Genomic DNA, 25380 nt, shown 5'->3' with positions numbered 1-25380 from the left:
CATGCAAATTGTCTATAAAAATTCAGAAGGAGGTCAGGTTGTTTTTGGGCAACAGCCTCCTTTTTTAGTAACATCAAAAAAAGGTTTTGGTGCGGTTGAGAATATCATCACCAAGCAACAACAATACGGTTTAGACGGCTCTATTTTAGTCAATCAGCAACTTGATGATCGAACGCTTGAAATCGAAGGTGAATTTATTGCGAGCAGTGCGGTTGATTTACAAAATAAGCGAAAGCAATTGGCCAGCCTTCATAATCCCAAATTATCCGGGACGTTAACTTATTTCCCGGATAATGGGAACGTTTATCAAATTGATGTTGTAGTCGAGCAAGCTCCGGTAATGGACAACTCGTCTAATAACCTTACTCAAAGCTATTCAATTCGTTTCATCTCTCTTGATTCTTATTGGATTGACAAAAATCAAGCAGACAAGCTGATTATGTTATCTTCGTTAAAGAAAAACCTTACCTTTCCTTTGCGAATCACGAGTTCATTTACTTTTGCAATTCACTCTGAAAATAATATTCAAGTCATTTCAAACGAAGGAGACGTTCGAGTGGGAATGATTATCACTTTAAATTTTTTGAGCGGCGTAACTAATCCCAAGGTTTTAAATGTGACCACCGGCGAATATTTCAGACTTGAAAAGGCATATTCCGCTGGTGAGCTACTCACCATCAACACGCTTCGAGGGGAGAAAGAAATCACACTGACTAAATCTGGCGGCACAGAAGAAAATGACCTTGAATTTTGGGACGAAAATAGCATTTTCTTGCAATTGGATAAAGGAAATAACTTTTTTCAATTGCAGGCCGATTCAGGAGCAGAAAATATGCTTGGTACTGTGAGAATTAGTCCAAAAGTGATAGGAGTTTAAGATGCAAAAAATTTTACTTGCTTATCAATGGTTAGGAGATTTTAATTTTGCAAAAGCTAAGATTTTTGATGGCTTTGAATCCTTGATTATTTATGAAAATTACGGTAAGTGCAATACGTTTGAATTGGATATTCCGTTCAGTTTTGAAAATAATGCGATTTTTCGTCCGGAGAGCGTTTTTAAATTTGAAGGGATTTACTATTACGTTGACGACGTTTCAGGGAAAAATGACCAATTAAAAGTTTGCGGAAAATCTTTAGCTGGCAAATATGACACTCGAATTATTGACAGGGTATATACTGCTAGTAAAAGTCCTGCTTTAATCGCTTGGGATCACATCAATCAAGAAATGATAAATCCCGCAAATTATACAGACGTCAACGGTTCTCACAATGGCTCAGATAGAAAGATTGAATACTTGGCTTTAGCTGCAGCAGATGGATTAAATTTGGCTTCAATCGACTATCAAAATTCCTACGGAGGAGTTGACGAGCAAGTAGAGAAGCTTTGTGAAACTTATGACTTTGGCTTTAGGGAGATTGGCTCAAAAGGAAAAGTAAGCAATCAAATTCAGTTTTTTAAAGGAAGGGATGTTTCAAAGTGGGTTGTATTTTCCGACGATGCGGATGGTTACGACAATTTGAGTGAAGTTGAGTTTGAACATACAACTTTTGATGAGAAAACCGTGGCTTATGCTTTAGGAGAAGGAGAGGGTACGGCTCGTACAAAAATTGTCGTCAACCCGAATTTAAAAGGCTTGGGCAGAAAAGAAACCTACGTGGATGCACGCGACCTGCAAAGCAAAAATGACACGACTACAATTCCTGCCGCGACATATAATAATATGCTAAAAGAGCGGGGTGCTCAGGCACTAGCGGATAGGCAAGAGGTCATCACACTAAATGGTGATTTTATTTTAGAATCAAAACTCATTAAATTTGGTCGTGATTTTTTTGTCGGTGACAAAGTGAAGTTGCTCAGCAAACGTTATGGAGCCTCTAAAACAGCGGTTATTTCACAAGCTAAAAAAACTTACAACGAAAAAGGAGAATATTTAGAGTTGACATACGACAAAGAAACACCCACAATTTTTAAACTTTTAGGAAGGAAATAATAATGGCTACAAATGAAAAATCATTTCCCTGGGATGACCATGGTGGTGATAGGGAATATGGTTCGGATGACTTTGGGGAGTTCTTTTCCATTCTATTTAAGCCCGGAGTGGTTCCTAACGCAAGTAATGGGAATGCTTTACAAATTACGGAATCAGGCAGCTTGGGAATGCGAGTTAAATTTTCTGCCGGAGCAGCTTTTAGCGCTTTTGGTCGCACGTATATTCATACTTTAGACGAAGAAGTCACTGTTCCGCTTGCAAGTACTTTACAAGACCGGACAGACAGCATTGTCATTCAATTCAATAAATCTCAACGAGAAGCCCTCCTTCTTTACAAAGAAGCAGATGTGACGGTAACTCGGACATCAACAATTTTTGAATTGCAAATTGCTAAAATACTTGTGCCAAGAAATGGGACTAAGATTGTTAATGCAAATATTACGGATATGCGAGCTGACGAGAAAGTTTGTGGCTATTATGGGCCAAATGGTATTTTAAAAACAGGTGACCTCTTAGCTCAATTCAAATCTCAGCTTGAGGCGAATGGAATCGTCTTCTCAGAATGGTTCGCGACGGTAAAAGCAGATTTGCAAGTTGAGCTGACGAACATGGAAAATTTCATGGACACCAGCAAAACTGATCTTCAAAGTTGGGTGACTTCTGTAAAGGCAATTATTGAAGCAGTGGATCCAGGCGGACAATTGCTCGCAGAACTTACGGATTTAAAACAAAAAACCGAAAAATATATTCCAACTGGATTTACGTTCATTTTAGAACACGATTCAGAATATCAGCCAGAAGTTAAAGTTACAAGCTACAAGAACGCTTTAGGAACAGAGGTCAATGGCTTGGGAACAGGCCCAATTTTTGGTAGGGAGCGACTTTACAATGTGCCAGTCAGTCTAAGCTATGATAGGAAAAAGGCATATGTCGAAATGCCAACATCTTTTAAAATTGATGGTGATATCACCATCATTGACGACAAAACGCTTGTGATTATCGACAAACCACAGACGCTTTGCTTTGAAATGTCGGGCGCAAAAATAACGAAGGGCTATAAAGCTTAAAAAAGGAGAAAATAAATGACAGATTTGAAAAAAATCACAACCGGGATGGCGAATGGCCCCGAAGCAATCGACGAAAATTTCACTAAGGTAAATAATGATTTAATAAAATTACAAACAGGTGATATTCCGTGGACTGGGGTCGCTCTCTCTTCAGGGTGGGGTGCAGTTTCTGGTGTATTAACTAAATATAGGGTAATTGGCGACCACATCGAAATAAAGGCTTATGGGCTAAAGCCTACCAAGGATATCCCTGCTGGTTCATTTTATGAAGTTTTAACCCTTTCAGGGCACCCCGAACTAGCAAGCGGTAGTGATTTCTCTCTTACTTTTTTTGATGCCAATAATCTAAATCCACTTCAAGGACGAGCACGAATCAGTGGCGGTAAATTAAGTGTTATTCCACCGCTGGCTCTGACGGCTGGATCTCGATATGTGATTGGTTTTTTTATCACAGATAAGGCATAGAGAGCAGGGGTTATGGAATATCAATTATTAGGAATTTCTGGTCTAGTCTTGATTATATTGGGGCTGACATGGTTTAAGGAGGGCGAAAAAATGGACCCACCTTTGAAAAAAAGAATCATCATTGATTTAATGACGATTGCTTTGTTTTGGATTGTCTTTGAATTCGTGAGTAATATGAATCCGAATTACTACGTCAATGAAACAGAATGGGTCATTAACGGATCGCTGATTTTCTTTTTCGGTCGAATGATTCAACTTTTTTGCCAAGTCAATCCAATGGTTCAAGAATTAGTCAAATACCTGAAGGAAAAAAATAAGGAGAACTCAAATGAATAAAACAAGCGCAGGAACAATCATCCGGACAGTCGGAGTCTGGTTGGCTATCGGCAATCAAATTCTCACAGCAACTGGCAAAAATCCTTTACCTATCGATGACAACATCGTCACCACGCTAATCACGGCTGGCTTTGCCATCTGGGCGTGGTGGAAAAATAATAGCTTCACTCCTCATGCTAAACTTGCGGATGAATTTTTGAAAGAAGCGAAGAAAGGAGAAAAATGACAGTCTCAAAATTAGCAACGGTCAGCAAGTATAGCTGGCAACGCGGAGGGAATTTCGGTCAGATTGCTCGAAAGCCGATTAACAAACTTGTGTTGCACCACAATGCGGGGACTGGCTCAGGAGTAGTTCCTAATTGCTGGGTCGGTCGTCAAGCCTCAGCACACTACCAAATCGAAAACGGCACAATCATCTCTTGTCTCGATGAAGATATCACAGCGTGGCATTGTGGGGCTTCAGGAGTAGATAACAACTCACATACCATTGGAATCGAACATCAGAACTCGACAGGCGCACCAGATTGGAAAGTATCTGCCGAAAATCAAGAAAAGTCGGCTCAATTAGTTGCCGAAATCTGTAAAAGACGTGGCATTCCAATTGACCGTAATCACATTGTTCGTCATCGGGAAATGCCAAATTGTCAGACGGCTTGTTCGGGCGGACTTGACATTGACTGGATTGTCAATCGTGCAAAGGAAATCGCAGGAGAAGCTACAGCAAGTAGCTCATCAAAAACAAAAGAAATAAACGAGGAAGAAATCATGAAAATTATTAAGCTCCCAAACAATGCAACCTATTATCTGGTGCGCTCTACAGGCGTCACAACGCTAACCGCTCAGGAATGGATTGGCGTTAAGCGGGTCTTAGGCTTTAAAGACTCTGACGTTGACACCGTGAACCAAGCAGAATTTGACGGCATTAAATCCGCACTCGGTAAAAAGTAAGTGAAATCCCGCTTCGGCGGGCTTTTTTTGTTTTCTCAATTAAACTTTTTCTACTAAAAATAACTAACAAATGCCTCAACAGTGGTACTGATTTTATTTTCCAAATTAAACCTAATCGTCCGTGAATCGTCCGTAGAATTTAGCAAAATGTTGATGTAGAGCTATTTAATCGTCCGCGAATTCGCATATTTTTATTTCATGAACTAAATCCATCAGGCGACAAATTGTCACCGGTTCATTTTTGCCGACGTCAGCAAAATTTGGTATTGTGCGGTTTGTGACCCTCATTTTTGATGGTCGCCTAAATATGATGTTTAACAAAACAGCCCTTTTGTCAATCTATCTGATAAAATATCAAATAGAAAGCTGACAAATTGTGCTATTTGATAAAATATCAAATATGATATAATATATAATGACAGGATCGCAGTACTAGACTGTGATACAGAGTGTACGATTAATGCGTACATTTCGGTTCTTTAGCTCAGTTGGTCAGAGCTAACGGCTCATAACCGTTCGGTCGCTGGTTCGAGTCCAGCAAGAACCATAAATTATTTGTGCCAAAAAATGTGCCAAAAGTTTTATTTTCTTGCTTCAAAATAGACATTTTTACTTTGATAGATGATAAAAGAATATTGATATTATCAGCTTATTTCAATAATGATAACGCCGTTATTCCCCCTCGGATCATAAGAATTTATAAAAAATTCTAATCCTCAAGTGCCAGTCTTACTAAGACCCATGGGTGCCAAACCTCAATTTGTCTTCGTGACAAAATTGATAAAGTCCAGACTTCGTATCTGGGCTTTTTTACTTTCTGAAAATTAAAAGCCCTAATAAAAAAACTAGAAGCTCAGAAGCTCAAAATTTTGTTATAATAGAAAAATGACAAGATACAAAGCCATAATTGCTTATGACGGCACCAACTTTGCTGGCTTTCAAAGCCAGACCAATCAGCGGACTGTTCAAGAAGAAATCGAAAAAGTATTGACCAAGCTCAACTCTTTTGAGCCTGTGATTTTACAAGGTTCAGGACGCACAGACTCTGGCGTTCACGCCTTTGGACAAGTGATTCATTTTGACTTGAAGGGTCAAGCGCGCGACGAAGAACGCCTTCGTTTTGGGCTAGACACGCAAACACCAGCAGATATTGCCGTCAAACAAGTAAAAATTGTTGCTGACGACTGGCACGCCCGTTATCATAAGCACGAAAAAATTTACGAATATTATTTGGAAAATGCAGTGACGCGTACACCATTTACCCGAAATACAAAGGCTTATTTCCGTTATCCGCTTGACTTCACCCTCATGCAAGAGGCACTAAGCCAGTTGACGGGAACTCATGATTTTACAGGATTCACTGCTTCTGGTTCATCTGTTGATGATAAAGTCCGTAGTATTTACCAAGCAGAAATCACTCAACTCGATCCAGAAAATTTCAAATTTATTTTTCGGGGAAATGGTTTTCTGTATAAGCAAGTACGCAACATGGTTGGCACAGTCATCAAAATTGGTAATGGTAGAATGCCTGTCAGTCAAATCACAGCTATTCTAAACAGTAAAAATCGTGAATTAGCGGGCCCTACAGCTGCTCCAGAAGGCCTCTATCTTAAAAAAGTAATTTATGACGACAAGGATAACTGACCAATTTGTTTGATTAGGTTCAGTGGAGATAAAAATGACAAAGGATTTAGTAGAAAATAAGAAAATTCTTACGATTGCAGGTTCAGATATTCTTTCTGGAGGAGGGATGCAAGCTGATTTAGCAACTTTTGCAGCCAATGGGCTTTACGGCTTTTGCGCCTTGACAAGTATCGTAACCGTTAATGACAATAAATTTTGGGTTCATCCAGTAGCACAAGATATTTTCCAAGAAGAACTCAACAGTCTAGCTGACGTTGAATTTTCAGCAATCAAAATTGGCTTGTTACCAAATACGAAAATACTCCAACAGACCACAAAATGGTTGACCACTTTGTCAGCAAAATCCGCAATCCCGATTGTCTTAGATCCAGTGATTGTTTTTAAAGAAAATGCGGACTATTCCGTCAGTGAAATGCGAGAATTTTTTATCAGTGAATTGTTTCCACTAGCGAGCGTGGTTACGCCCAATCTTAAAGAAGCTGAGATACTCACAGGACAGCCAATCAAGACAAAAACAGAGATGGAAGCAGCAGCAAAAGCTCTTTATGATTTTGGTGCCAAAAATGTTGTCATAAAAGGCGGAAATCGATTTGATCAAAGCCAAGCCATTGATTTGGTCTACGACGGAAAAAACTTTTTTGAGTTAACCAACCCCTTGCTTAAAAACAACAATAACGGAGCAGGGTGCACCTTTGCTGCAAGTATTGCCAGCCAGCTCGCCAAAGAAAAAAAGGTAGAAGAAGCTGTAAAAGAAGCCAAAGCTTTCGTTTATCAAGCCATTCAAAATGCCAATGAATATGGTGTTTTTCAAAATAAAAAAATAAATTTCCAAAAGTAAACCAAACTTCTAGGAAAATCAGGAGATGAAACTCATGGACAACAAAAATATCAAAAAACTCACCTTACTTGCAATTTGGACTGCAATCACCTTTGTATTGGGACGGCTCTTTACTTTTCCAATACCAGGTTCTGCCGGTAATATTTTGACTCTCCTAGATGTAGGAATTTATACTGCCGTTTTTCTCTTTGGAAAGAAAGAAGCAGCAGTGATTGGCGGATTTGCTGCGTTTCTTCTTGATTTGACAGCGGGTTATAGTAATTATATGTTTTTCAGTTTGATTATTCATGGTGGGCAAGGCTACCTCGCTGGTCTGACAAGATATAAATGGCTTAACTTCTCGCTCAGCCTTCTTGTTATGGTTGGCGGCTACTTTATTGTTGGTGGACTCATGTATGGTTGGGGTTCAGCCATTGCAGGACTATGGGTAAATATTATCCAAGTACTTGTTGGATTTATTTTAGCTAAAATCTTAAGCCCACTTATTGAAAGGACAGGTGTTTTAAATGGATTTAGAAAAGCTTAAAAAAGACACACAAACAATTATTAATGATGTCTTGGAGCAAGCAGAAATTAAAGCAGGACAAGTTTTTGTCCTCGGACTTTCGTCATCAGAAGTAAACGGAGGCTTGATTGGTCACGCCAGTTCCGCTGAAATCGGTCAAGCCATTGTTTCTGTGATACACAAGACACTGTCAGACAAAGGGATTTATTTAGCTGTTCAAGCCTGTGAGCATCTTAACCGTGCGTTACTCATTGAAGAAGAATTGGCTGAGCAAAAAGACTGGGAAATCGTCTCAGTCATTCCCCAACTTCATGCTGGTGGAAGTGGTCAAGTCGCAGCCTATCAACTTTTTAAATCTCCTGTTGAAGTCGAACACATCGTTGCTCAAGCAGGATTGGATATTGGAGACACGAGTATTGGAATGCACGTAAAACACGTCCAAATTCCTGTTCGTCCAGTTTTAAAGGAGCTTGGAGGTGCGCACGTCACTGCTCTTAAATCACGTCCTAAACTTATCGGTGGAGAACGTGCGAGGTACAAATAAATGAAAGAGATGCTCATCATGACACCAGGTCCAACCACAGTTGCCGAAGACGTGCGTTTGGCAAGAGCAAAAGCGACCACAAATCCAGATATTGATTTAGAGTTTTATGATTTTTACAAAAACCTTTGTGTTAAACTTGCTCAATTTCTCAAAACTAAAAACGATGTTAGAGTTTTAGCGGGAGAAGGAATTTTAGGTTTAGAAGCAGCTTGTGCTTCCTTGACCGAGCCAGATGACCGAGTACTTGTTTTAGATAATGGGATTTTTGGTCATGGATTTGCCGATTTTGTGGAGCTTTATGGTGGAGAGGCTGTATTACTTCAAAGTCCAGAAAAAGAAGCTTTTCATTTAGAGCTCTTGGAAAACTTTTTGAAAAAAGATCATGATTTTAAGTATGCAACGGTCGTTCATTGTGATACACCTTCTGGTGTTTTAAATGATTTATCTAAAATTTGTCCTCTTCTGAAAAAATATGGGATTCTTACCGTTGTTGATTCAGTTGCCGCAATGGGCGGTGAAGATTTACAAGTCGATGAGTGGCAAATTGATATCGCTCTTGGTGCTTCTCAAAAAGTACTTTCCGCTCCGCCAGGATTGACAATTGCAGCTATCTCACCTGCTGCTTACCAAATCATGGAGGAACGTCAACGCCCCATAGCTAGTTTTTATTGTAATCTCCTTACTTTTAAAGATTATTACGAAAAAAAGTGGTTTCCTTATACCATGCCAATCTCTGATATTTACGGTTTAGACAAAGCGGTAGATTGTGTACTTGCTGATCAAGAAATTTTGCAACGTCATGAAAGGATTGGTAAAGCGACAAGAAAAGCAATTGAGAATTCTCCTTTGGAACTTTATCTGCAAGATGGTTATTCGAATACTGTCAGTGTAATTAAAGTACCAGAAGGCTTGAGTGACCAAGTTATCTTGAAAAAGATGCGCGAAGAGTACCAAGTGATGATTACAGGCTCATTCGATAGCTTAGCGGGCAAAGTTTTGCGTATTGGTCATATGGGGGAAAATGCAAGAGCCAATAAAGTTGCTTATACTTTGTATGCTTTGCAAAAAACCTTGGAAAAACTCGGACTTAAGTTTGAAAAAAGTTTGCAAGATGACTTTTGGCAATCTTACCATCTAAAAAACTGAAGGCAACCTTTTAATGAGCAGAAGTCATTCAAAAACTGAAGCTTGTGATTTTGATTATGCTAAAATGGAATTAGAATTAAAGCATATCAAGTTATCTAGAAAGTAGAGGTTTCAGATGTTCAAGTACAAGGATAAATCAATTGTCGTAGACTATGAAAATGGCTATCTCTTTAGAATAGACTACCTGAGTGATCGTGAGCTCAAATTTACCTCACTCAAAGAACGAACCGATGGTGGTCCGATGACGGAGACAGAAACTTACTTCTACAAAGAATTGGCAGATGATATTTTCTTTGTGAATTGGGTTGAAGAAGCAGGCGTAGTTGTATCGCAGATTCTGGATTTCAACAAAATGGAAGTCGAAACTTTTATGACTTGGAATCAGGAGGATGCTAGAGGCAAGCGAGGTTATCTTGTCAATCACGGAGAAATTCGTTTTCCTTAAGTAAAGAAGATAAGAAAGCTTGGCGAACTTCCAGCTTTTTTATTATATGGAGTGACAGCGAGCTAATTTTTAGAGGCTTTAACCCGAAAGGCTAAATGAATAGTTTGACGTAAATAAAAAAGCCCTTTGACAAAAAGCAAAAAATCAGATATAATTATTTTCGGGCACTGGTTTTTTCCTAGAAAAAATCAGTAACGGTAAAGCTCCCCAAATGGGGAGCTATTTTTGTTTTCCCAGTAATTTCTGTTTTGTATAAAGATTAGAGGAGATTTAGATGTCAACTAAGTATATTTTCGTCACTGGTGGTGGTACTTCGTCAATGGGTAAAGGGATTGTAGCAGCATCTCTTGGACGTTTGCTCAAAAATCGTGGACTCAAAGTCACAGTTCAAAAGTTTGACCCATACCTTAACATTGACCCAGGAACAATGAGTCCTTATCAACACGGTGAAGTTTTTGTCACTGATGATGGAGCTGAAACTGACCTTGACCTTGGTCATTATGAACGTTTTATTGACATCAACTTAAATAAATACTCAAACGTTACCTCAGGTAAAGTTTATAGCGAAATTCTTCGCAAAGAGCGTAAAGGTGAATATCTAGGAGCAACCGTCCAAATGGTGCCACACGTCACTAATATGCTTAAAGAAAAAATCAAACGTGCTGCAACAACGACTGATGCTGACATCATTATCACTGAAGTTGGTGGTACAGTTGGTGATATGGAAAGCTTGCCATTCATTGAAGCTCTGCGTCAAATGAAAGCTGAAGTAGGTGCTGACAATGTGATGTATATCCACACTGTTCCAATCCTTCATTTGCGTGCAGCTGGAGAATTGAAAACTAAGATTGCACAAAATGCGACTAAGACACTTCGTGAATATGGTATTCAAGCGAATATGCTCGTATTACGTAGTGAAGTTCCAATCACAGCAGAAATGCGCAATAAGATTGCCATGTTCTGTGACGTTGCACCAGAAGCAGTCATTCAATCACTTGACGTGGAACACCTCTACCAAATTCCATTGAATTTGCAAGCCCAAGACATGGACCAAATCGTTTGTGATCACTTGAAACTTGATGCACCAAAAGCTGATATGACTGAATGGTCAGCAATGGTTGACCATGTCATGAACCTCAAGAAAAAAGTTAAAATTGCTTTGGTTGGTAAGTACGTGGAATTGCCAGATGCTTATATTTCAGTTACAGAAGCACTTAAGCACGCAGGCTATGCTTCAGATGCTGAAGTAGATATTAACTGGGTCAACGCTAATGACGTAACGGATGAAAATGTTGCTGAGCTTGTCGGTGATGCTGCTGGTATCATTGTTCCTGGTGGTTTCGGACATCGTGGGACAGAAGGAAAAATTGCTGCAATCAAATATGCGCGTGAAAATGATGTGCCGATGCTTGGTATCTGTTTAGGGATGCAATTGACAGCAGTTGAATTTGCTCGTAACGTCCTTGGCTTTGAAGGAGCACATTCTTTTGAATTGGATCCAGAAACTAAATATCCAGTCATTGACATCATGCGTGATCAAGTGGATGTTGAAGACATGGGTGGTACCTTGCGTCTAGGACTTTACCCAGCTAAATTGAAAAACGGCTCTCGTGCTAAAGCAGCTTACAACGGGGCTGAAGTAGTGCAACGTCGCCACCGTCATCGTTATGAATTTAACAACAAATACCGTGAACAGTTTGAAGCTGCTGGTTTTGTTTTCTCAGGTGTATCACCAGATAACCGTTTGGTTGAAATAGTGGAGCTTTCAGACAAGAAATTCTTTGTGGCTTGTCAATATCACCCAGAACTTCAATCACGTCCAAATCGTCCAGAAGAACTTTACACAGAGTTTATCCGTGTATCTGTGGAAAATAGCAAATAATAATCAATGCTTAAAATACCTTACTGCTTAGTAAGGTATTTTTGATATCAAAAATGATTGTATCCTTGAGTGTTTTGTACTATAATGAGTTTAGTCTTGTATTAAAAGTAATAAAAAAGACACTTGTAGCAATAAAAAACTCGTTTTCAAGATGAGTCTTGGAGGGATAAAAATGCGTAAGGTAGGATTGATTGGTTGTGGACACGTTGGAGCTACGGTTGCTTTAGATATTGTTCAGGGAGGATTTGCTGATGAATTGGTTTTGATTGATAAAGATGAAAGGGTTGCTCAGGCTGAGGCCTTGGATCTCTTAGATGCTTTGCCACTTCTTCCTTATCATGTCAAGGTATATGCTGGAGAATATAAGGACTTGGCTGATGCTGATATTGTTTTATCCACTCTGGGACATATTGATTTGATTAAGCCTGGAGGAGATCGTTTTACTGAGCTAAAAGCAAATCTCCCAGAAATAAGAGCTGTTGCTGAAGCACTGAATGCCATTAATTTTAGTGGGATTTTGATTGCAACAACTAATCCTAATGATGTTATTGTCAATGTTTATTCTAAGCTGTTGAAACTTCCTAAATCGCGAATTTTGGGAACAGGAACTTATTTAGACACGGCTCGAATGAAAGCGCAGGTAGGAAGAGCTTTGAATATTGATTCAAGAAGTGTTGAAGGCTACGTTTTGGGTGAACATGGTAATTCTCAATTTACAGCATGGTCAACTGTGCGCATTGCTGGTCAAGCTTTCGCAAAAATAGCAAGTGAAAAGCAGCTAGACTTAGATGACTTAGAAGAAAAAGCTCGTCAAGGAGGCTTTGCCGTCTTTAATACGAAGCATTATACAAATGTAGCAATTGCAGCAGCGACTGTGGCTTTGATGAATTTAGTTTTTTCTGATGCGAAGAACGTCGCTATTTGCTCGCATTATGATGAAAATTTTGATTCTTATATTTCTACCCCAGCTTTGATTGGTAAAGAAGGGGTAGAGGGGGAGATTCAGTTAGATTTAACGGCCGAAGAAGAGGCAAAATTGGCTGCTTCGGTTGCTGAGATTCAACAAAAAATTAAATTGTTTTCATAAAAAAACTGCTCAATTGAGCAGTTTTTTCATTTTGATTTAGAATCAGTAGTAAGAAGTTCTTCAGTGTTATTATCGTCATCATCATCATCGGTGTTTTCTTCGATGCTGTCCAAAGTCTCTTCAAAACTGTCAAAGGTTTCTTCGAAATCGTCCAATTGTTCTTCGACATCATCTAAGCGTTCACGAATGTCTTGATTTTGTTGGTAGACTTCGTTGAGGAGGATTTGGATATCTCCGAGCATTTCAGTTTGGATTTTCTGAATTTGCATATTAGATGCTTGGTCGTCCATCATGAGATGGTCAAGTTTTTCATGGAGGGCGGCGACACCTTTTTCTGATTTGACATTGACTTGGAAGTCATTTTTTGCAGAGAGGCGGTCATGGTGGGCTGCTCGATTTTGACTCATCATGATCAATGGAGCTTGCATAGCAGCAGTGATTGAGAGAAAAAGATTGAGCAAAATAAAGGGATATTTATCCCATTGAACGCCAAAAAGTCCAACGACATTGACAAAAATCCAAACGACTAGGATTCCGAGATAAGTCAGAATAAAAGCCCATGAACCTACAAATTCGGTGACTCGATCGGCGATACGCTCACCAAAAGTTTCTTGAGTTTGGAGTTGTTCTTCAACGTCGTGAATTTCAAAGTTGGCCTTCATCAATTCTTCATTGAGTTGATCGTTGACCGTGAAATTCTTTTGTAAATCGAGATGAAAAAGGGTGTCTAAAACCTCAAGTCGGAATTTGACCTGATGTTCATTACAAATAAAGTCGTGAGCTGTTGCTTCAGGATAGTCACGCATGATTACGGTTTGAAGACTTGGGTCGAGATTTTCGAGGAAGTCACCACCAGATACACGGTGAATACGTCCGTTTACAAGACAGACGACTTTATTTTTAGTAATTGGAGTTGGAGCCATTTTATAGCATGGTTCAAGCTTCAGTTGAAATATAAAGTCTTATCTTGTGAAATGAATCAAGTTCAAGACGCAGAAAAAAGAGCGCCAAACTTGGTCAATTTAACAAAATAAGTGATTATGGTTGCGGGTTTGGGTCGACCTTTCAAAGCTTGAGCGCTCTCCTTTCTTTTGATGTTTGATGACATTGGTGGCCATCTGGGATCTTTGTCCCTACTAAATTATAAGTTATTTTGAAAAATTTGCAAGCCCTAGATGAAATAAAAGTTTCTAACAACTTGTTAGAAACTTTTTATTTTTATTTTCTTTTGCTCATTTGAATCTAAAACGGTGAGAAGATTTGGGCGGTTTTAGTTTGCTTTAGCATCTTTTTCCACAGCAACGGCTTGAAAAAGATAAACAAAAAGTCCAAAGAGGAGTGAAATGAGTGTTGTCCAAAGTTCTGGGTCTGGAACGCCTGAGAGTGCAGTGGCAATGTAACCAACGACTTGACCGAGGACGAGTGCCCAAAAAAGTGTGACGATAAGTTTCATAATATACTTCTTTCCATTATTTTATTATCCGTGTTCAGTATAATACAAATTGATGCAAATTTCAAATGTTTGAGTATTTTGAAGGTGAGGTAAAGAATTTAATCAAAAATTGGAAATATCTGAGATAGATTGGTCATTTATTTGTTGGGAATTGTGATATAATCATAGTATTATGGCGGATATTATTTGATTTTTAAAGTAAGCGCTTAAATTGAGGGGGCGTAAATGAATAAAAGACAGGTTTTAGTTGTAGCAGGCGCATTAGTTGCTTCAGGAATTGTAGGAAATTTGGGTGTCTCGGGCGCTTTGGCAGATACGATTTATCGTAATTACAACACTGTTTCAGGAGAGCATTTATATACTTCGCACTATGAATGGGTAACGTTAGCAAATACTACAAGTGATTGGACACAGGATAGTGTTACTTTTGATGAACCTGCTACGGGCGCTAATATTTATCGTGTCTATAATCCAAATTCAGGAGAGCATTTGTTTACTGGCTCGGCTTATGAGGCGTCCCAGCTTATGAAAATTGGTTGGAGATCAGAAGGGATTGCTTTTCATTCTGGTGGACAAATTCCGGTTTATCGTCTATATAATCCGGCTGCGGGAATTGGCGCTCATCTCAATACAGCGAATTCATATGAAAAATCTCAACTTATCAAAGTCGGCTGGAGATACGAAGGGGTTGCTTGGTATGCTCTGGATCAGGGGGCTACTGCGGTTCCACAAAAAACAGTGTGGCATTCTAATTTTTTGTATCAAGATGATGCCAGATGGAGAAATGTCAGGATTGGGGATTCAACTTTAGGGCCTGAGGGTTGTGGGCCAACTTCAATTGCAATGATTTTGAATGGTTTTGGTCGAAATTATAACCCAGTGCAGGTGGCTCAAACGGCTCATGCGATTGGAAACTATAATAACCCAAATGTTTATGGGGATGGGATTGATGGTCAAACGATTTTAAGTACTCTTAATTATTACGGAATGCAAGCTAACCATATCACGAGCGAAAGTCAGTTGATCAGTGAGCTGATATCAGGTAAACCAGTGATTTATGGGATGGAGTGGCTCTATACGGTTCCGAATGCGTCGCACTTTGTGGTCTTATCAGGATATATTAATGGTTATACGACGGTGCATGATCCGCTTCATCGGATTGGTGGGGCAAATAGTGTGGATCGTTTGTGGACTCATCCTTCACAGCTTTCGGATGACTGGAATGCGGGTCGACCTGCTTGGTCTGTTTTTCCAAGATAAAAAAATGGAGGAGAAAATTTGAGGAAGACAAATGTAATGATAATTGGTATGGCCTTGCTGCTGGCTTTGGGTGCTTCAAAGCAGGTGTACGCTGAGCAGGCGGGCGATCAAGTGACGATCAATGGACAAACGGTCACTTTGTTACCTCCAGTCAAGGAGGGACAAGAAGAAGCCGAGCAAACTCAAGCTCCTAAGCAGAGCTTAGGGGAAGAGGCACCCGCGGATGATGCGAAATCTGCACGCTTGTTTATGGCACCTGCTTCAAAAGTGACGCCAAGTACTACGATTTATCGTAATTACAATAGGCGTTCTGGGGAACATCTTTATACGTCATATAATGAGTGGACGACTTTGCCTAAAATTGCAAGTGATTGGACTCAAGATACAGTAACTTTTGATGTGCCGACTACAGGAACTAACATCTACCGGGTTTATAATCCAAAATCAGGGGAGCATCTCTTTACCTCTTCAAGTTATGAATCCTCTCAGCTTGTAAAAATAGGGTGGAAATCAGAGGGCATCGCTTTCCATTCAGGTGGGAATGTTCCGGTTTATCGATTGTTCAATCCTGCTGCAGGCGTGGGCGCTCATCTTAATACCGCTTCTGGATATGAGAAATCCCAGCTTGTCAAAGTTGGCTGGAAATATGAAGGAATTGCATGGTATGCGCTAACCGAAGGGCAGGCGAGTGTAAGTTATACAAACTATCGTTTGTTGGGTGTGCGAAATTACAATCAGTATGCGTTAGGAGCGCCGAGTGGTTGTGAGGGAGCTTCACTTTTGCAGGCTTTGCAGTATAAAGGAAAAGTAACGTCTTGGTCTTTGGGGCAGTTTTTGAATACAATTCCTAAGGCGGCAAATGGAAATCCCAATTATGGATTCGTGGGAAGTCCTTTTGTGGAGGCACCAAGCGTGTATTCTGCAATTTATCCAGCACCATTAACGACTTGGGGCAAGCAGTACGAGACCAAGGTGGCTAATATTTCTGGGGCAAGTGTTGATACTTTAATCAATGAGGTGCGTGCTGGAAATCCTGTGGTGACTTGGGTGACTATCAATTTTCAACCGGTGCGCTGGGGGGCTTGGCCGTTTGGCGTTGCGGTCAATAATAATCACGCGGTGACTTTGGACGGTTTTAACAAGGCAAGTAATCAAGTTCATGTGTCAGACCCAATTAGTGGGACTTATTTGGTTGAGTCGAACGACTTTTGAAACGATTTACAATGCCCGCAAGTATGCTGTGGTGGTTCGCTAGAGATAAAAACAAGGAAGGGACATTCGTCCCTTGTTTTTTTATTTAAAAGCCTGCTAGAAAATGTAGTATAATGGTGCTAATAGGATTTTTATTAGAGAAAATGCTGACGTAAATTTTCGTCAGTAATTTCTCTGGAAAAATCACTGACGTCAGAGCAAAATTTCCCAAAAATGGGAAAAGGAGAGGGGGAGAAAATGTTTGCACCGCTAAATACGAAAACAGAATACAGCTTTTTGGACAGTGTGGTTAAGATTGACGACTATCTGGAAACAGCGCTGCGACTGGGGTATCAGACTGTTGGCATTTGTGATGTGGGTCATCTTCATGCAGCTTTTCGTTTTGTTAAAAAGGCACGGGCGCTGAATTTGCAACCGATTATTGCTAGTGAACTGAGTTTTGAGTGGCAAGGTTTTCCGATTGATTTTTCATTTATCGCCAAAAACACTGCGGGTTACAAAAATTTACTCCGAATTTCGACATTGTATAATTATGGTCGGCGAAAATTTGAGGATATCGATCCTTATTTGACGGACATTGCGCTGGTTTTGCCCGAAACTTATGGAAATTTGAGTGAACTTTCTGCCCTGTGCGCCAAAGCTGATGAACTTTATGTCGGAATCAACACACTCACGGAGGCAACGAGTACGTTTAGTTTGCCAACTTTGGCATTTCCAGCGGTGCGCTATCTGACTTTTTCGGACAATGAAACCTTGGCGATTTTGCACGCAGTGCGCGACGGCGTCAAATTCGACGAAAGTTTAACGCATAGTTCTAGCGAATTGCTTCAACGTCCAGAAATTTATGAGCAACATTTTCGTAAGCATTTTCCTCAAGCACTGACCAATTTAGAAAAATTAACAGCGAAAATAAGTTATGATTTTTCAGAAAAATTGGCTCTGCCCCAGTTTGACAAAAATCGTGAAGGCTTTGAATTATTGCGTGAACAAGCATTTTCAGGGTTGACAGCAAAAATTGAAGCAGAGAAAATGCTGACGCAAATGCCCGAAGCGATTTCCAATCAAAATCAGCCAGAGAAAATGCTGACGCAAACCAAAACCAGTCCGTCAGCAAATTCGTCACTCTACCAAGAGCGCCTGGAAAAAGAATTGTCCGTTATTCATCAAATGGGCTTTGATGATTACTTTCTGATTGTGGCTGATTTGCTGCGCTACGCTCGCGAGCAAGCAATTTATTGTGGAATGGGACGTGGCTCAGCTGCCGGCTCTCTCGTGGCTTACGTGCTAGGAATTACTCAGGTAGATCCCGTTCAAAATAACCTCTTTTTTGAACGTTTTCTCAACCCAGAACGTGTGGCGATGCCCGATATTGATATTGATATGCCCGATGATCGTCGTGCCGAACTTCTGGCTTACATGAAAAATCGTTACGGCTCTGATCATGTCGCGCAGATTGTCACCTTTTCAACCTTAGGCAAACGTCAAGCCCTGCGCGACGTCGGCAAAGCCTTTGGCATGAGTGAAGCCGAACTGACCAATCTGACTCGAATACTCCATCGCCGATTTGGAAATTTAGCTGACGAATATGAAAATAATCAACGTTTTAAAGCCGAAATCCTCAAAAACAGTAAATTAAAAAGAATTTACGAAGTTGCTAGACGCATTGAAGGACTGCCTCGCCAGACCTCCACTCACGCCTCTGGCGTTGTTCTTTCAGATCAATCTTTAGTCAATTACGTGGCGTTAAAACCTTCAGAAGACCTCGCGCTCACTCAATATGAAGCGCCTGATGTTGAAGCCATTGGCCTACTGAAAATTGACTTTCTGGGCTTGCGAAACCTCACCGTTATCGAAAGATTACGAACTTTAGTCAAAAAACGTCAGCATATTGACATTGATCCGTTAAAAATCAATCTTGAAGACGAACAAACCCTTGCACTTTTTCGAGCTGGAAACACATTAGGAATTTTTCAATTTGAAAATCCACAAATGCGCCGTTTCCTGCGAAATCTTGCTCCGAGTAAATTTGATGACATTGTGGATGCCACCTCGATTTTCAGACCAGGCCCTTCTCAGTTTATCCCTCAATTTGTCGCCAGACGCCATCGCAAAGAAGCCGTTCCAGAGATTGATGCTTCGATTAGCAGCATTTTGCAGCCAACCTATGGCATTATGATTTATCAAGAGCAAATTATGCAAGTTGCCCAAGCTTTTGCTGGATTTTCTCTCGGAAAAGCTGACTTACTGCGCCGTGCCATTTCCAAGAAAAAAGGGAGCGAGCTTGAGCAGTTACGCGCAGATTTTTTGACTAGCGCAACTCAAAAAGGACATTCAGCCCAACAAGCCGAAGCAATTTATGATTTGATTGAACGCTTCGCCAATTATGGCTTTAACCGGTCACATGGCTTTGCCTATGCAGCGCTCGCCTTTCAGATTGCTTATTTCAAAGCCCATTTTCCAGCGGAATTTTATGAAATTTTGATGCGTGATCGTAAGCGCGAAATGATGATTTTGGATGCTTTAGAACAAGGATTTCAAATTGCCAAACCAACAATCAATCAAATTAAGGTGGGCGATTTTGTTCATCAAAAACAAATTCGTTTAGGCTTGGCCCATATTCAAGGTATATCAAGAGAATTTGCCCGCTTCATTGTGGACAATCAACCCTATCAAGACTTATCAGACTTTGTCAAACAACTCCCTGCACAATTTCAACGGGTAGACTTACTTTTACCCCTCGTTCAAATCGGTGCTTTTGACACTACCGATGGAGAAAATCGCCGTCGTTTGGCAGAAAATCTGGAGTCTCTAATCAATTATCATCAAACTTTTCAGCTCGATTTATTTGCCAATAACAGCCTCTTAAAATTCAGTTATCAGGCAGCGGAGGACTATTCTCAAGCTGAAAAGTATGACTTTGAAAAGAATCTGCTTGGCGTGGGCATCACTCCTCATCCGCTCCAGACATTAGCCGAAAAATTAGCCGGAAATTTCACTCCTCTGAACCAACTTATCAAAAATAAAAATGCAACAATCTTGGTTGAACTTCAGTACTTGAGAACTCACCGGACTAAAAATGGTCAGACAATGGCCTTTTTAACAGTGAGTGATAGCCGTGAAAAATTGGATGTAACAATTTTCCCTGAAATTTATCGGCAAGTAGCAAGTGAGTTGGAACAAGGAAAATTTTACTTGATTAGTGGCAAAATTTCTGAGCGCAATGACGATTTACAATTGGTTGCCGATCGCTTAGCACCTGCTTTTGAAAGTAACAAAAAACTTTGGCTCAACTTAGCAAACGAACAATACAACCAAAAAATTTCACAAATTCTCCGTGAATTTTCTGGCTCCCATCAAGTGATTTTGCATTTTTCGGATAGCAAAAAAACAACACAAACCAAAATTTATGTTGCCGAATCTGAAATCCTCCAAAAACGCTTAGAAGGCTATGTTTTAGCCGCAATCTACAAATAAAAAACCGTTCGCTCATGAACGGTTTTTAAAATTTAGCTTAGCCAACATAGAGGTAAACCGAAAAGAACATCAACCCAGCTGCCAATAAGACAAAAAGATGCCAAAGAACGTGGGCAAAAGGGAATTTGAAATGATAAATGGCTGCACCCACAGAATAAACGACCCCTCCCGCGACTAAAAGCCAGATACCAGCAGCTTCTAAAACTTGCCAAAGTGGATAAATAGCCAGCAGAATCATCCAGCCCATCACCACATACAAAATAGTAGATAATTTGGGCGTCTTTCCCCATTTTGGAAGATAAATGGATGTCAAAATAATCCCAAGAATTGCACAAACCCAGATGACCGAAAGGACAGCCCAGCCCAACCAATTATTGAGGGCGACCAAGCAGTAAGGCGTATAAGTCCCAGCGATGAGAAGGTAAATTCCATTATGATCAAACACACGAAACACTTTGACTGCGCGAGTAAAATGCAAACTATGTGCCAAAGTTGAAAAAAGAAAAAGCAATACCAGCGAAGCACCATAAATAATAAAAGCAACCAGCTCAAGTGCCGAACCAGAAGCTGCGCCTTTAAGAATGAGCAACACTAGGGCAGCAATGGCTAGACCTGTTCCTGCCCCATGAGTGACGGCATTGAAGATTTCGTTGAGAATCTGATATGTTTTTGAACCTTCTGTTTCCATTTTTCATCTCCGATTTTTAGTGAATTTATCAATAATGGAAAAGAAAGCATCTGAGGAAATCTAAAAAACACATCTTTCTAACCTTTTTTGCTCTTTCCACCTGAAAATTTGTTATAATATATGATAGCACAAATTGTATAGAAAAGGAATTGGACAAGCCAGAAACTCTTAGGGAGAGCAATGGGGCGTTCACGTAATAAATATGCCAATAAAAATTGTGACAGATTCATCCATTACGATTGATCCTGCGTTAGCGCGTGAGCTTGAGATTACGATTGTTCCCTTGTCAGTGACAATTGACGGGACGATGTATTCAGATGAGGACTTGAAGTTCGAGGAGTTCATGATCAAAATGGCCGCATCGAAAAATTTGCCGAAAACAAGTCAACCACCAGTTGGGGTTTTTGCTGAGGTTTATGAAAAAGTTGCTAACGAAGATGATGAAATTATTTCGATTCATTTGACGGAAGCTTTATCAGGGACAGTTGAAGCAGCTCGACAAGGTGGAATGCTTTCAGGGCATGATGTGACTGTGGTCGATTGTGATTTCACAGACCAAGCCCAAAAATTCCAAGTGGTCGAAGCGGCACGATTGGCAAAAGCAGGCGCAACAAAAGCGGAGATTTTAGAAAAAATCAAGACGATTCGTGAAAACACAGAGCTTTATATCGGTTTTTCAACTTTAGAAAACCTCGTTAAAGGTGGTCGTGTGAGTCGAATGACAGGACTTTTTGGCAGTCTTTTGCACGTGCGAGTGATTGGAACTCTGAAAGATCGAGAACTCAACACACTTTTGCGTGGTCGAGGAAATAAGACCTTTTACAAATGGCTTGATGAACTTGCTGAGCACATGAGCCAATCAGGTCGTAAGATTCGTGAAATTGGTATTTCTCATGCTCAAGGTTTAGAATTTTCACAAAAAGCAAAAGAAATTTTGCAAAAATTTGTTGAAAAACCAATTTCAGTCATGGATACAAATACAACAATTGCAACGCACACAGGGCCAGGGGCTTGGGCGATTATGATTGACTATGAATAAGAACTCAGCGTTCGTTTGCAATTTTATTTTTGTAAATAGAAAGTGCAAGAAAAAATGATGAAAAATTCTTTGCGTACACTTGCCGGCTTTTTGCTGGCAATTTTGCTAATCTTTGCTGCTTTGTGGGTGATTTTTCCTAAGGCTCAGGATCGGTTTGGGGCAGTGAAAAAAACAAGCGCATCCAAAACTTTAATTTATACAGCCTTGGGGGATTCGTTAACAGAGGGCGTTGGTGATGCAACAGGGCAAGGTGGTTTTGTTCCTCTCTTTGCCAAAAATATTGAAAACGGGACGAACGATTCGGTGGTCAGCCAAAATTTTGGCAAGGCGGGAGATACCAGCACGCAAATCTATAACCGAATGCTTAAGCAAGAAAAAATTCAGGCGGGATTAAAAAAAGCGGATATTATCACCATTACAGTTGGGGGGAATGACGTTCTGAAGGTAATTCGGGATAATGTAACCAAGTTGTCGACAATGCGTGAGAAAGACTTTGTCAAGCCTGAGGCGGCCTATCAAAAGCGGGTTAAAAAGTTGCTAGATACAATTCGTAAGGATAATCCAAAGGCGCAGATTTATGTGCTCGGAATTTATAATCCTTTTTATATCAACTTTCCAGATTTGACGGTCATGCAAAATGTTATTGATGATTGGAATCAAGCGACAAAAGAAGTCATCGCTAAGGAAAATAAGGTTTATTTTGTTCCGATTAACGACTTGCTCTATAAAGGAACTGGAACAACCCAGGCTGTTGAGGCGGATTCGTCTTCATCTTCGGTAGAGAATAATCTACTTTATACGGGCGATCATTTTCATCCAAATAATACAGGTTATCAGATTATGGCAAATGCAGCTTACGCCAGCTATGAGAAGGTTAATAAGTGAGAAAAACAATGGATAATCAAGTAATTCAATCAAGAAAATCAAAGAAAATTGTGAAAAAGAGTCCGGGTTCTAAAGCTCCAAAAACACCAGAAGGTTCACCTGAGAAAGCAAAAAATTCGCTTTGGAAATGGCTTTTTCTCTTGCTTTTGGCGCTAAATTTAGCAGGGGTCTTATTTGTGGCAGTCCGTGTAATGATGCCACGTGATCAGGCTGTTTTGACGCAAAAAAATAGCAGTCAGACTGACCAAAAAGTAGCCCAGATTACGACGACAACGCCTCAATTGAACCAACTGATTAATAGTTATTTGGCTGATTACCAGACAAAAGAGATGACCTATAAATTTTATATTTCTGGTCAACAGGCGGTTCTCGAAGCTTCTTATCAACTTTTTGGGACGAAAATTCCACTTTATATTTATTTCCAACCTTTGGCGCTTGCAGATGGGGCAGTCAGCTTATCGGTGCAAAGCATCTCAGCTGGAAGCTTGAGTTTACCGACTTCGGATGTGTTGGCGATGGTCAAATCCTACAATCTCCCTGATTTTGTTCAAGTGGAAAGTAAAAGCAGTCAGGTGATTATTCAATTGCCTAAAATTAAGCTGGCGTCCGACCTTTATCTCAAAGCAAACCAAATTGATTTGGATAAAGGAAACTTCACTTTCGATTTCATGAAAAAAGCCTGAAAAGTGGCTTAAAATAGCGTTTTTGCTTGCAAACTGGGGCAAGATTTGCTAAAATGAAAACTGCCTAAGGTTTAAGGTAAAAAACAAACGGAGGACATTTTTAAAATGGCTAACAAACAAGATCTTATCGCTGAAGTTGCAGCGAAAACAGGATTGACTAAAAAAGATTCAGAAAAAGCAGTTAATGCTTTTGGTGAAGTTGTCACTGAATTCCTTGCGAAAGGCGAAAAAGTTCAATTGATTGGTTTTGGTACCTTTGAAACTCGTGAACGTGCAGCTCGTGAAGGTCGTAACCCACAAACTGGTGAAGCGATTAAAATCGCTGCAACAGTTGTTCCTGCATTCAAAGCTGGTAAAGCTTTGAAAGACGCTGTTAAATAAGCATTGTCTAAGTAACATCAAGCACTGTCCGGTTGAACAGTGCTTTTTGTTTTGCTAAAATCCTCAAAAAGGGGGAGCCTGATTTTCCTTTAGAAATGCTCAGAGTAAGAATTTGCTTTTCAGCACTTAGGGGAACTTTTCTTAGGCATTTGTGCTAAAATAGAAAATGATTTTGAAATATTGAAGGTGAAAAAATAATGATTTATTTTGATAATTCGGCAACAACGGCGATTAATCCGTTGGTTTTGCGGACTTATACGGATGTAGCAACTAAAATTATGGGAAATCCCTCAAGTTTACACAATTTGGGAACGACGGCAACTCGACTTTTGGAGGCATCACGCCGGCAGGTTGCTGATTTGTTTGGACTTACAGCACAAGAGATTTTCTTTACCAGCGGAGGAACTGAAGGGGATAACTGGATTTTGAAGGGTGTGGCTTTTGAGAAGCGCCCTTACGGTAATCATTTGATTGTGTCTAGTGTTGAACATCCAGCGGTGAAAAATGCGGCAGAGTGGCTGACAACGCAAGGTTTTGAGTTGGATTATGCACCAGTGGATCATAAGGGTTTTGTGATTGTTTCGGAGCTAAAAAAATTGATTCGTGATGAAACAATCTTGGTCTCGGTCATGGCAGTCAATAATGAGGTCGGAGCGGTTCAACCGATTGCAGAAATTGCGGCACTTTTGAGGGATTATCCGACAATTTCTTTCCATGTGGATGCGGTACAAGCTATCGGAAAAATTGCTGTTGAGGATTGGTTGGTTGAGCGAGTAGATTTTGCGACTTTTTCGGCTCATAAATTTCATGGGCCACGCGGACTTGGTTTCGCCATTGTCCGAGCAGGCAAGCGGGTCACACCGCTTTTGCATGGTGGTGGGCAAGAGTCAAATCGTCGCTCAACGACGGAAAATCTAGCAGGAATCGTGGCAACGGCCAAAGCACTGCGTCTGGCTCTGGAAGATGATGAGCGCAAACGCAGCAAAGTTTTAGCCATGAAACAAATTATCTTTGACGAATTGAAAAAACATGACAAGGTTGTCTTATTTAGTGAAATGGCGGATTTTGCTCCGAATATTTTGACTTTTGGAATTCGTGGGGTGCGTGGCGAAGTGGTTGTTCATGCCTTTGAGCAACATGAAATCTATATCTCAACGACCTCGGCTTGTTCATCCAAGAAAAATGCGGCGGCTGGGACTTTGGTCGCAATGAATGTTTCAGGAAAAATTGCAACTAGCGCCGTTAGAATTTCGCTTGATGCCAGCAATAACATGGCAGAAGTGGAACAATTTTTGACCGTTTTCCGTCAAATTTATCAAGAACTAGAAAAAGTCAGTGGCTAAAAAAATACCAAAGTGATTTGATTTCCTTATCAAGTCATTTTTTCTTATTTAAATCTTAAAGTAT

The 25380-nt window shown here is 40.2% G+C and carries 25 protein-coding genes, 1 tRNA gene and 1 pseudogene; 24 read left to right on the top strand and 3 right to left on the bottom strand.

Annotated features, from left to right (window positions below):
* The first annotated feature begins 1 nt into the window (after nt 1).
* The 16 genes from EQJ87_RS04620 (at nt 2) to EQJ87_RS04545 (ending at nt 12898) form a co-directional block, all read left to right on the top strand.
* On the top strand, nt 2-877 hold the full coding sequence (locus EQJ87_RS04620; RefSeq protein WP_130122751.1) for a phage tail family protein: 876 nt from the start codon (nt 2-4) through the stop codon (nt 875-877).
* A gap of 1 nt (nt 878) precedes the next feature.
* On the top strand, nt 879-1991 hold the full coding sequence (locus EQJ87_RS04615) for a siphovirus ReqiPepy6 Gp37-like family protein (protein WP_130122752.1): 1113 nt from the start codon (nt 879-881) through the stop codon (nt 1989-1991).
* A 2-nt stretch (nt 1992-1993) separates the two neighbouring features.
* Complete coding sequence (locus tag EQJ87_RS11695; RefSeq protein ID WP_130122753.1) at nt 1994-3058, top strand: hypothetical protein; 1065 nt, start codon at nt 1994-1996, stop codon at nt 3056-3058.
* 15 nt (nt 3059-3073) lie between these two features.
* Nucleotides 3074-3523: a hypothetical protein gene (locus EQJ87_RS04605; RefSeq protein WP_130123537.1), complete on the top strand. Its 450-nt coding sequence runs from the start codon at nt 3074-3076 to the stop codon at nt 3521-3523.
* 12 nt (nt 3524-3535) lie between these two features.
* Complete coding sequence (locus EQJ87_RS04600; RefSeq protein ID WP_130122755.1) at nt 3536-3859, top strand: holin; 324 nt, start codon at nt 3536-3538, stop codon at nt 3857-3859.
* On the top strand, nt 3852-4085 hold the full coding sequence (locus EQJ87_RS04595; protein WP_130122756.1) for a phage holin: 234 nt from the start codon (nt 3852-3854) through the stop codon (nt 4083-4085). Before EQJ87_RS04600 ends, EQJ87_RS04595 begins: the two co-directional genes overlap by 8 nt.
* Nucleotides 4082-4807, top strand: coding sequence for a peptidoglycan recognition protein family protein (locus EQJ87_RS04590; protein WP_130122757.1), 726 nt, complete (start codon nt 4082-4084; stop codon nt 4805-4807). The genes EQJ87_RS04595 and EQJ87_RS04590 overlap by 4 nt, the downstream gene beginning before the upstream one ends.
* Before the next feature lie 473 nt (nt 4808-5280).
* Nucleotides 5281-5354 (top strand) — tRNA-Ile (locus tag EQJ87_RS04585).
* Nucleotides 5355-5692: 338 nt separating this feature from the next.
* Nucleotides 5693-6451 carry a tRNA pseudouridine(38-40) synthase TruA gene (gene truA, locus EQJ87_RS04580; protein WP_130123536.1) on the top strand — a complete coding sequence of 253 codons (759 nt, stop codon included), beginning with the start codon at nt 5693-5695 and terminating at the stop codon, nt 6449-6451.
* A gap of 34 nt (nt 6452-6485) precedes the next feature.
* The gene (locus EQJ87_RS04575) at nt 6486-7289 is read left to right on the top strand and encodes a bifunctional hydroxymethylpyrimidine kinase/phosphomethylpyrimidine kinase (protein WP_130123535.1); all 804 of its coding nucleotides are present in this window, start codon (nt 6486-6488) and stop codon (nt 7287-7289) included.
* Between the two features lie 25 nt (nt 7290-7314).
* Complete coding sequence (locus EQJ87_RS04570) at nt 7315-7815, top strand: ECF transporter S component (RefSeq protein ID WP_190289044.1); 501 nt, start codon at nt 7315-7317, stop codon at nt 7813-7815.
* The gene (locus tag EQJ87_RS04565) at nt 7796-8338 is read left to right on the top strand and encodes a TIGR01440 family protein (RefSeq protein WP_130123533.1); all 543 of its coding nucleotides are present in this window, start codon (nt 7796-7798) and stop codon (nt 8336-8338) included. The genes EQJ87_RS04570 and EQJ87_RS04565 overlap by 20 nt, the downstream gene beginning before the upstream one ends.
* Nucleotides 8339-9484, top strand: coding sequence for a pyridoxal-phosphate-dependent aminotransferase family protein (locus tag EQJ87_RS04560; protein ID WP_130123532.1), 1146 nt, complete (start codon nt 8339-8341; stop codon nt 9482-9484).
* A 115-nt stretch (nt 9485-9599) separates the two neighbouring features.
* Nucleotides 9600-9929, top strand: a complete 330-nt coding sequence (locus EQJ87_RS04555; RefSeq protein WP_130123531.1) for a MoaF-related domain-containing protein — start codon at nt 9600-9602, stop codon at nt 9927-9929.
* A gap of 274 nt (nt 9930-10203) precedes the next feature.
* Nucleotides 10204-11811 carry a CTP synthase gene (locus tag EQJ87_RS04550; RefSeq protein WP_130123530.1) on the top strand — a complete coding sequence of 536 codons (1608 nt, stop codon included), beginning with the start codon at nt 10204-10206 and terminating at the stop codon, nt 11809-11811.
* Between the two features lie 172 nt (nt 11812-11983).
* Complete coding sequence (locus tag EQJ87_RS04545; protein ID WP_130123529.1) at nt 11984-12898, top strand: lactate/malate family dehydrogenase; 915 nt, start codon at nt 11984-11986, stop codon at nt 12896-12898.
* A gap of 26 nt (nt 12899-12924) precedes the next feature.
* On the opposite strand, the gene EQJ87_RS04540 is transcribed toward EQJ87_RS04545, so the two are convergent.
* Together EQJ87_RS04540 and EQJ87_RS04535 are read right to left on the bottom strand one after the other, a co-directional pair.
* Nucleotides 12925-13821, bottom strand: coding sequence for a DUF1003 domain-containing protein (locus tag EQJ87_RS04540; RefSeq protein WP_130123528.1), 897 nt, complete (start codon nt 13819-13821; stop codon nt 12925-12927).
* A 347-nt stretch (nt 13822-14168) separates the two neighbouring features.
* On the bottom strand, nt 14169-14351 hold the full coding sequence (locus tag EQJ87_RS04535) for a YjzD family protein (protein ID WP_130123527.1): 183 nt from the start codon (nt 14349-14351) through the stop codon (nt 14169-14171).
* A 225-nt stretch (nt 14352-14576) separates the two neighbouring features.
* On the opposite strand from EQJ87_RS04535, the gene EQJ87_RS04530 reads away from it, so the two are divergent.
* The 3 genes and pseudogenes from EQJ87_RS04530 (at nt 14577) to EQJ87_RS04520 (ending at nt 20297) form a co-directional block, all read left to right on the top strand.
* Nucleotides 14577-15611, top strand: coding sequence for a C39 family peptidase (locus EQJ87_RS04530; RefSeq protein WP_130123526.1), 1035 nt, complete (start codon nt 14577-14579; stop codon nt 15609-15611).
* 36 nt (nt 15612-15647) lie between these two features.
* A pseudogene (locus EQJ87_RS04525) lies at nt 15648-16866 on the top strand (C39 family peptidase).
* A 194-nt stretch (nt 16867-17060) separates the two neighbouring features.
* Nucleotides 17061-20297, top strand: a complete 3237-nt coding sequence (locus tag EQJ87_RS04520; RefSeq protein WP_130123525.1) for a DNA polymerase III subunit alpha — start codon at nt 17061-17063, stop codon at nt 20295-20297.
* A gap of 37 nt (nt 20298-20334) precedes the next feature.
* Here the strand turns inward: EQJ87_RS04520 and trhA are convergent, their stop codons facing one another.
* The gene (trhA, locus tag EQJ87_RS04515; protein ID WP_130123524.1) at nt 20335-20985 is read right to left on the bottom strand and encodes a PAQR family membrane homeostasis protein TrhA; all 651 of its coding nucleotides are present in this window, start codon (nt 20983-20985) and stop codon (nt 20335-20337) included.
* A 202-nt stretch (nt 20986-21187) separates the two neighbouring features.
* Between trhA and EQJ87_RS04510 the strand changes: the two genes are divergently transcribed.
* The 5 genes from EQJ87_RS04510 (at nt 21188) to EQJ87_RS04490 (ending at nt 25316) form a co-directional block, all read left to right on the top strand.
* A complete protein-coding gene (locus EQJ87_RS04510; protein WP_130123523.1) occupies nt 21188-22024 on the top strand; it encodes a DegV family protein in 837 nt (278 codons plus the stop codon).
* A 54-nt stretch (nt 22025-22078) separates the two neighbouring features.
* A complete protein-coding gene (locus tag EQJ87_RS04505) occupies nt 22079-22909 on the top strand; it encodes an SGNH/GDSL hydrolase family protein (protein ID WP_130123522.1) in 831 nt (276 codons plus the stop codon).
* Between the two features lie 8 nt (nt 22910-22917).
* Nucleotides 22918-23592: a YpmS family protein gene (locus tag EQJ87_RS04500; protein ID WP_130123521.1), complete on the top strand. Its 675-nt coding sequence runs from the start codon at nt 22918-22920 to the stop codon at nt 23590-23592.
* Between the two features lie 105 nt (nt 23593-23697).
* Nucleotides 23698-23973 (top strand): HU family DNA-binding protein, encoded by a 276-nt coding sequence (locus EQJ87_RS04495; RefSeq protein ID WP_010905402.1) that lies wholly within the window; start codon nt 23698-23700, stop codon nt 23971-23973.
* Between the two features lie 197 nt (nt 23974-24170).
* A complete protein-coding gene (locus EQJ87_RS04490) occupies nt 24171-25316 on the top strand; it encodes a cysteine desulfurase family protein (protein WP_130123520.1) in 1146 nt (381 codons plus the stop codon).
* The last annotated feature ends 64 nt before the right edge of the window (nt 25317-25380 follow it).

The sequence above is a fragment of the Lactococcus sp. S-13 genome, from assembly GCF_004210295.1.
Classification (GTDB): domain Bacteria; phylum Bacillota; class Bacilli; order Lactobacillales; family Streptococcaceae; genus Lactococcus.
This window is presented reverse-complemented; position numbering and strand designations above follow the sequence as displayed.

Excerpts from the sequence above, each read along its gene's own strand:
- EQJ87_RS04540 (WP_130123528.1), bottom strand. The coding sequence starts at position 13,821 with ATGGCTCCAACTCCAATTACTAAAAATAAAGTCGTCTGTCTTGTAAAC.
- EQJ87_RS04600 (WP_130122755.1), top strand. The coding sequence starts at position 3,536 with ATGGAATATCAATTATTAGGAATTTCTGGTCTAGTCTTGATTATATTG.
- EQJ87_RS04575 (WP_130123535.1), top strand. The coding sequence starts at position 6,486 with ATGACAAAGGATTTAGTAGAAAATAAGAAAATTCTTACGATTGCAGGT.
- EQJ87_RS04510 (WP_130123523.1), top strand. The coding sequence starts at position 21,188 with ATGCCAATAAAAATTGTGACAGATTCATCCATTACGATTGATCCTGCG.
- EQJ87_RS04620 (WP_130122751.1), top strand. The coding sequence starts at position 2 with ATGCAAATTGTCTATAAAAATTCAGAAGGAGGTCAGGTTGTTTTTGGG.
- EQJ87_RS04550 (WP_130123530.1), top strand. The coding sequence starts at position 10,204 with ATGTCAACTAAGTATATTTTCGTCACTGGTGGTGGTACTTCGTCAATG.
- EQJ87_RS04495 (WP_010905402.1), top strand. The coding sequence starts at position 23,698 with ATGGCTAACAAACAAGATCTTATCGCTGAAGTTGCAGCGAAAACAGGA.
- EQJ87_RS11695 (WP_130122753.1), top strand. The coding sequence starts at position 1,994 with ATGGCTACAAATGAAAAATCATTTCCCTGGGATGACCATGGTGGTGAT.
- EQJ87_RS04530 (WP_130123526.1), top strand. The coding sequence starts at position 14,577 with ATGAATAAAAGACAGGTTTTAGTTGTAGCAGGCGCATTAGTTGCTTCA.
- EQJ87_RS04560 (WP_130123532.1), top strand. The coding sequence starts at position 8,339 with ATGAAAGAGATGCTCATCATGACACCAGGTCCAACCACAGTTGCCGAA.
- EQJ87_RS04565 (WP_130123533.1), top strand. The coding sequence starts at position 7,796 with ATGGATTTAGAAAAGCTTAAAAAAGACACACAAACAATTATTAATGAT.
- EQJ87_RS04570 (WP_190289044.1), top strand. The coding sequence starts at position 7,315 with ATGAAACTCATGGACAACAAAAATATCAAAAAACTCACCTTACTTGCA.
- EQJ87_RS04505 (WP_130123522.1), top strand. The coding sequence starts at position 22,079 with ATGATGAAAAATTCTTTGCGTACACTTGCCGGCTTTTTGCTGGCAATT.
- EQJ87_RS04500 (WP_130123521.1), top strand. The coding sequence starts at position 22,918 with ATGGATAATCAAGTAATTCAATCAAGAAAATCAAAGAAAATTGTGAAA.
- EQJ87_RS04555 (WP_130123531.1), top strand. The coding sequence starts at position 9,600 with ATGTTCAAGTACAAGGATAAATCAATTGTCGTAGACTATGAAAATGGC.
- truA (WP_130123536.1), top strand. The coding sequence starts at position 5,693 with ATGACAAGATACAAAGCCATAATTGCTTATGACGGCACCAACTTTGCT.
- trhA (WP_130123524.1), bottom strand. The coding sequence starts at position 20,985 with ATGGAAACAGAAGGTTCAAAAACATATCAGATTCTCAACGAAATCTTC.
- EQJ87_RS04535 (WP_130123527.1), bottom strand. The coding sequence starts at position 14,351 with ATGAAACTTATCGTCACACTTTTTTGGGCACTCGTCCTCGGTCAAGTC.
- EQJ87_RS04590 (WP_130122757.1), top strand. The coding sequence starts at position 4,082 with ATGACAGTCTCAAAATTAGCAACGGTCAGCAAGTATAGCTGGCAACGC.
- EQJ87_RS04615 (WP_130122752.1), top strand. The coding sequence starts at position 879 with ATGCAAAAAATTTTACTTGCTTATCAATGGTTAGGAGATTTTAATTTT.
- EQJ87_RS04595 (WP_130122756.1), top strand. The coding sequence starts at position 3,852 with ATGAATAAAACAAGCGCAGGAACAATCATCCGGACAGTCGGAGTCTGG.
- EQJ87_RS04605 (WP_130123537.1), top strand. The coding sequence starts at position 3,074 with ATGACAGATTTGAAAAAAATCACAACCGGGATGGCGAATGGCCCCGAA.
- EQJ87_RS04520 (WP_130123525.1), top strand. The coding sequence starts at position 17,061 with ATGTTTGCACCGCTAAATACGAAAACAGAATACAGCTTTTTGGACAGT.
- EQJ87_RS04490 (WP_130123520.1), top strand. The coding sequence starts at position 24,171 with ATGATTTATTTTGATAATTCGGCAACAACGGCGATTAATCCGTTGGTT.
- EQJ87_RS04545 (WP_130123529.1), top strand. The coding sequence starts at position 11,984 with ATGCGTAAGGTAGGATTGATTGGTTGTGGACACGTTGGAGCTACGGTT.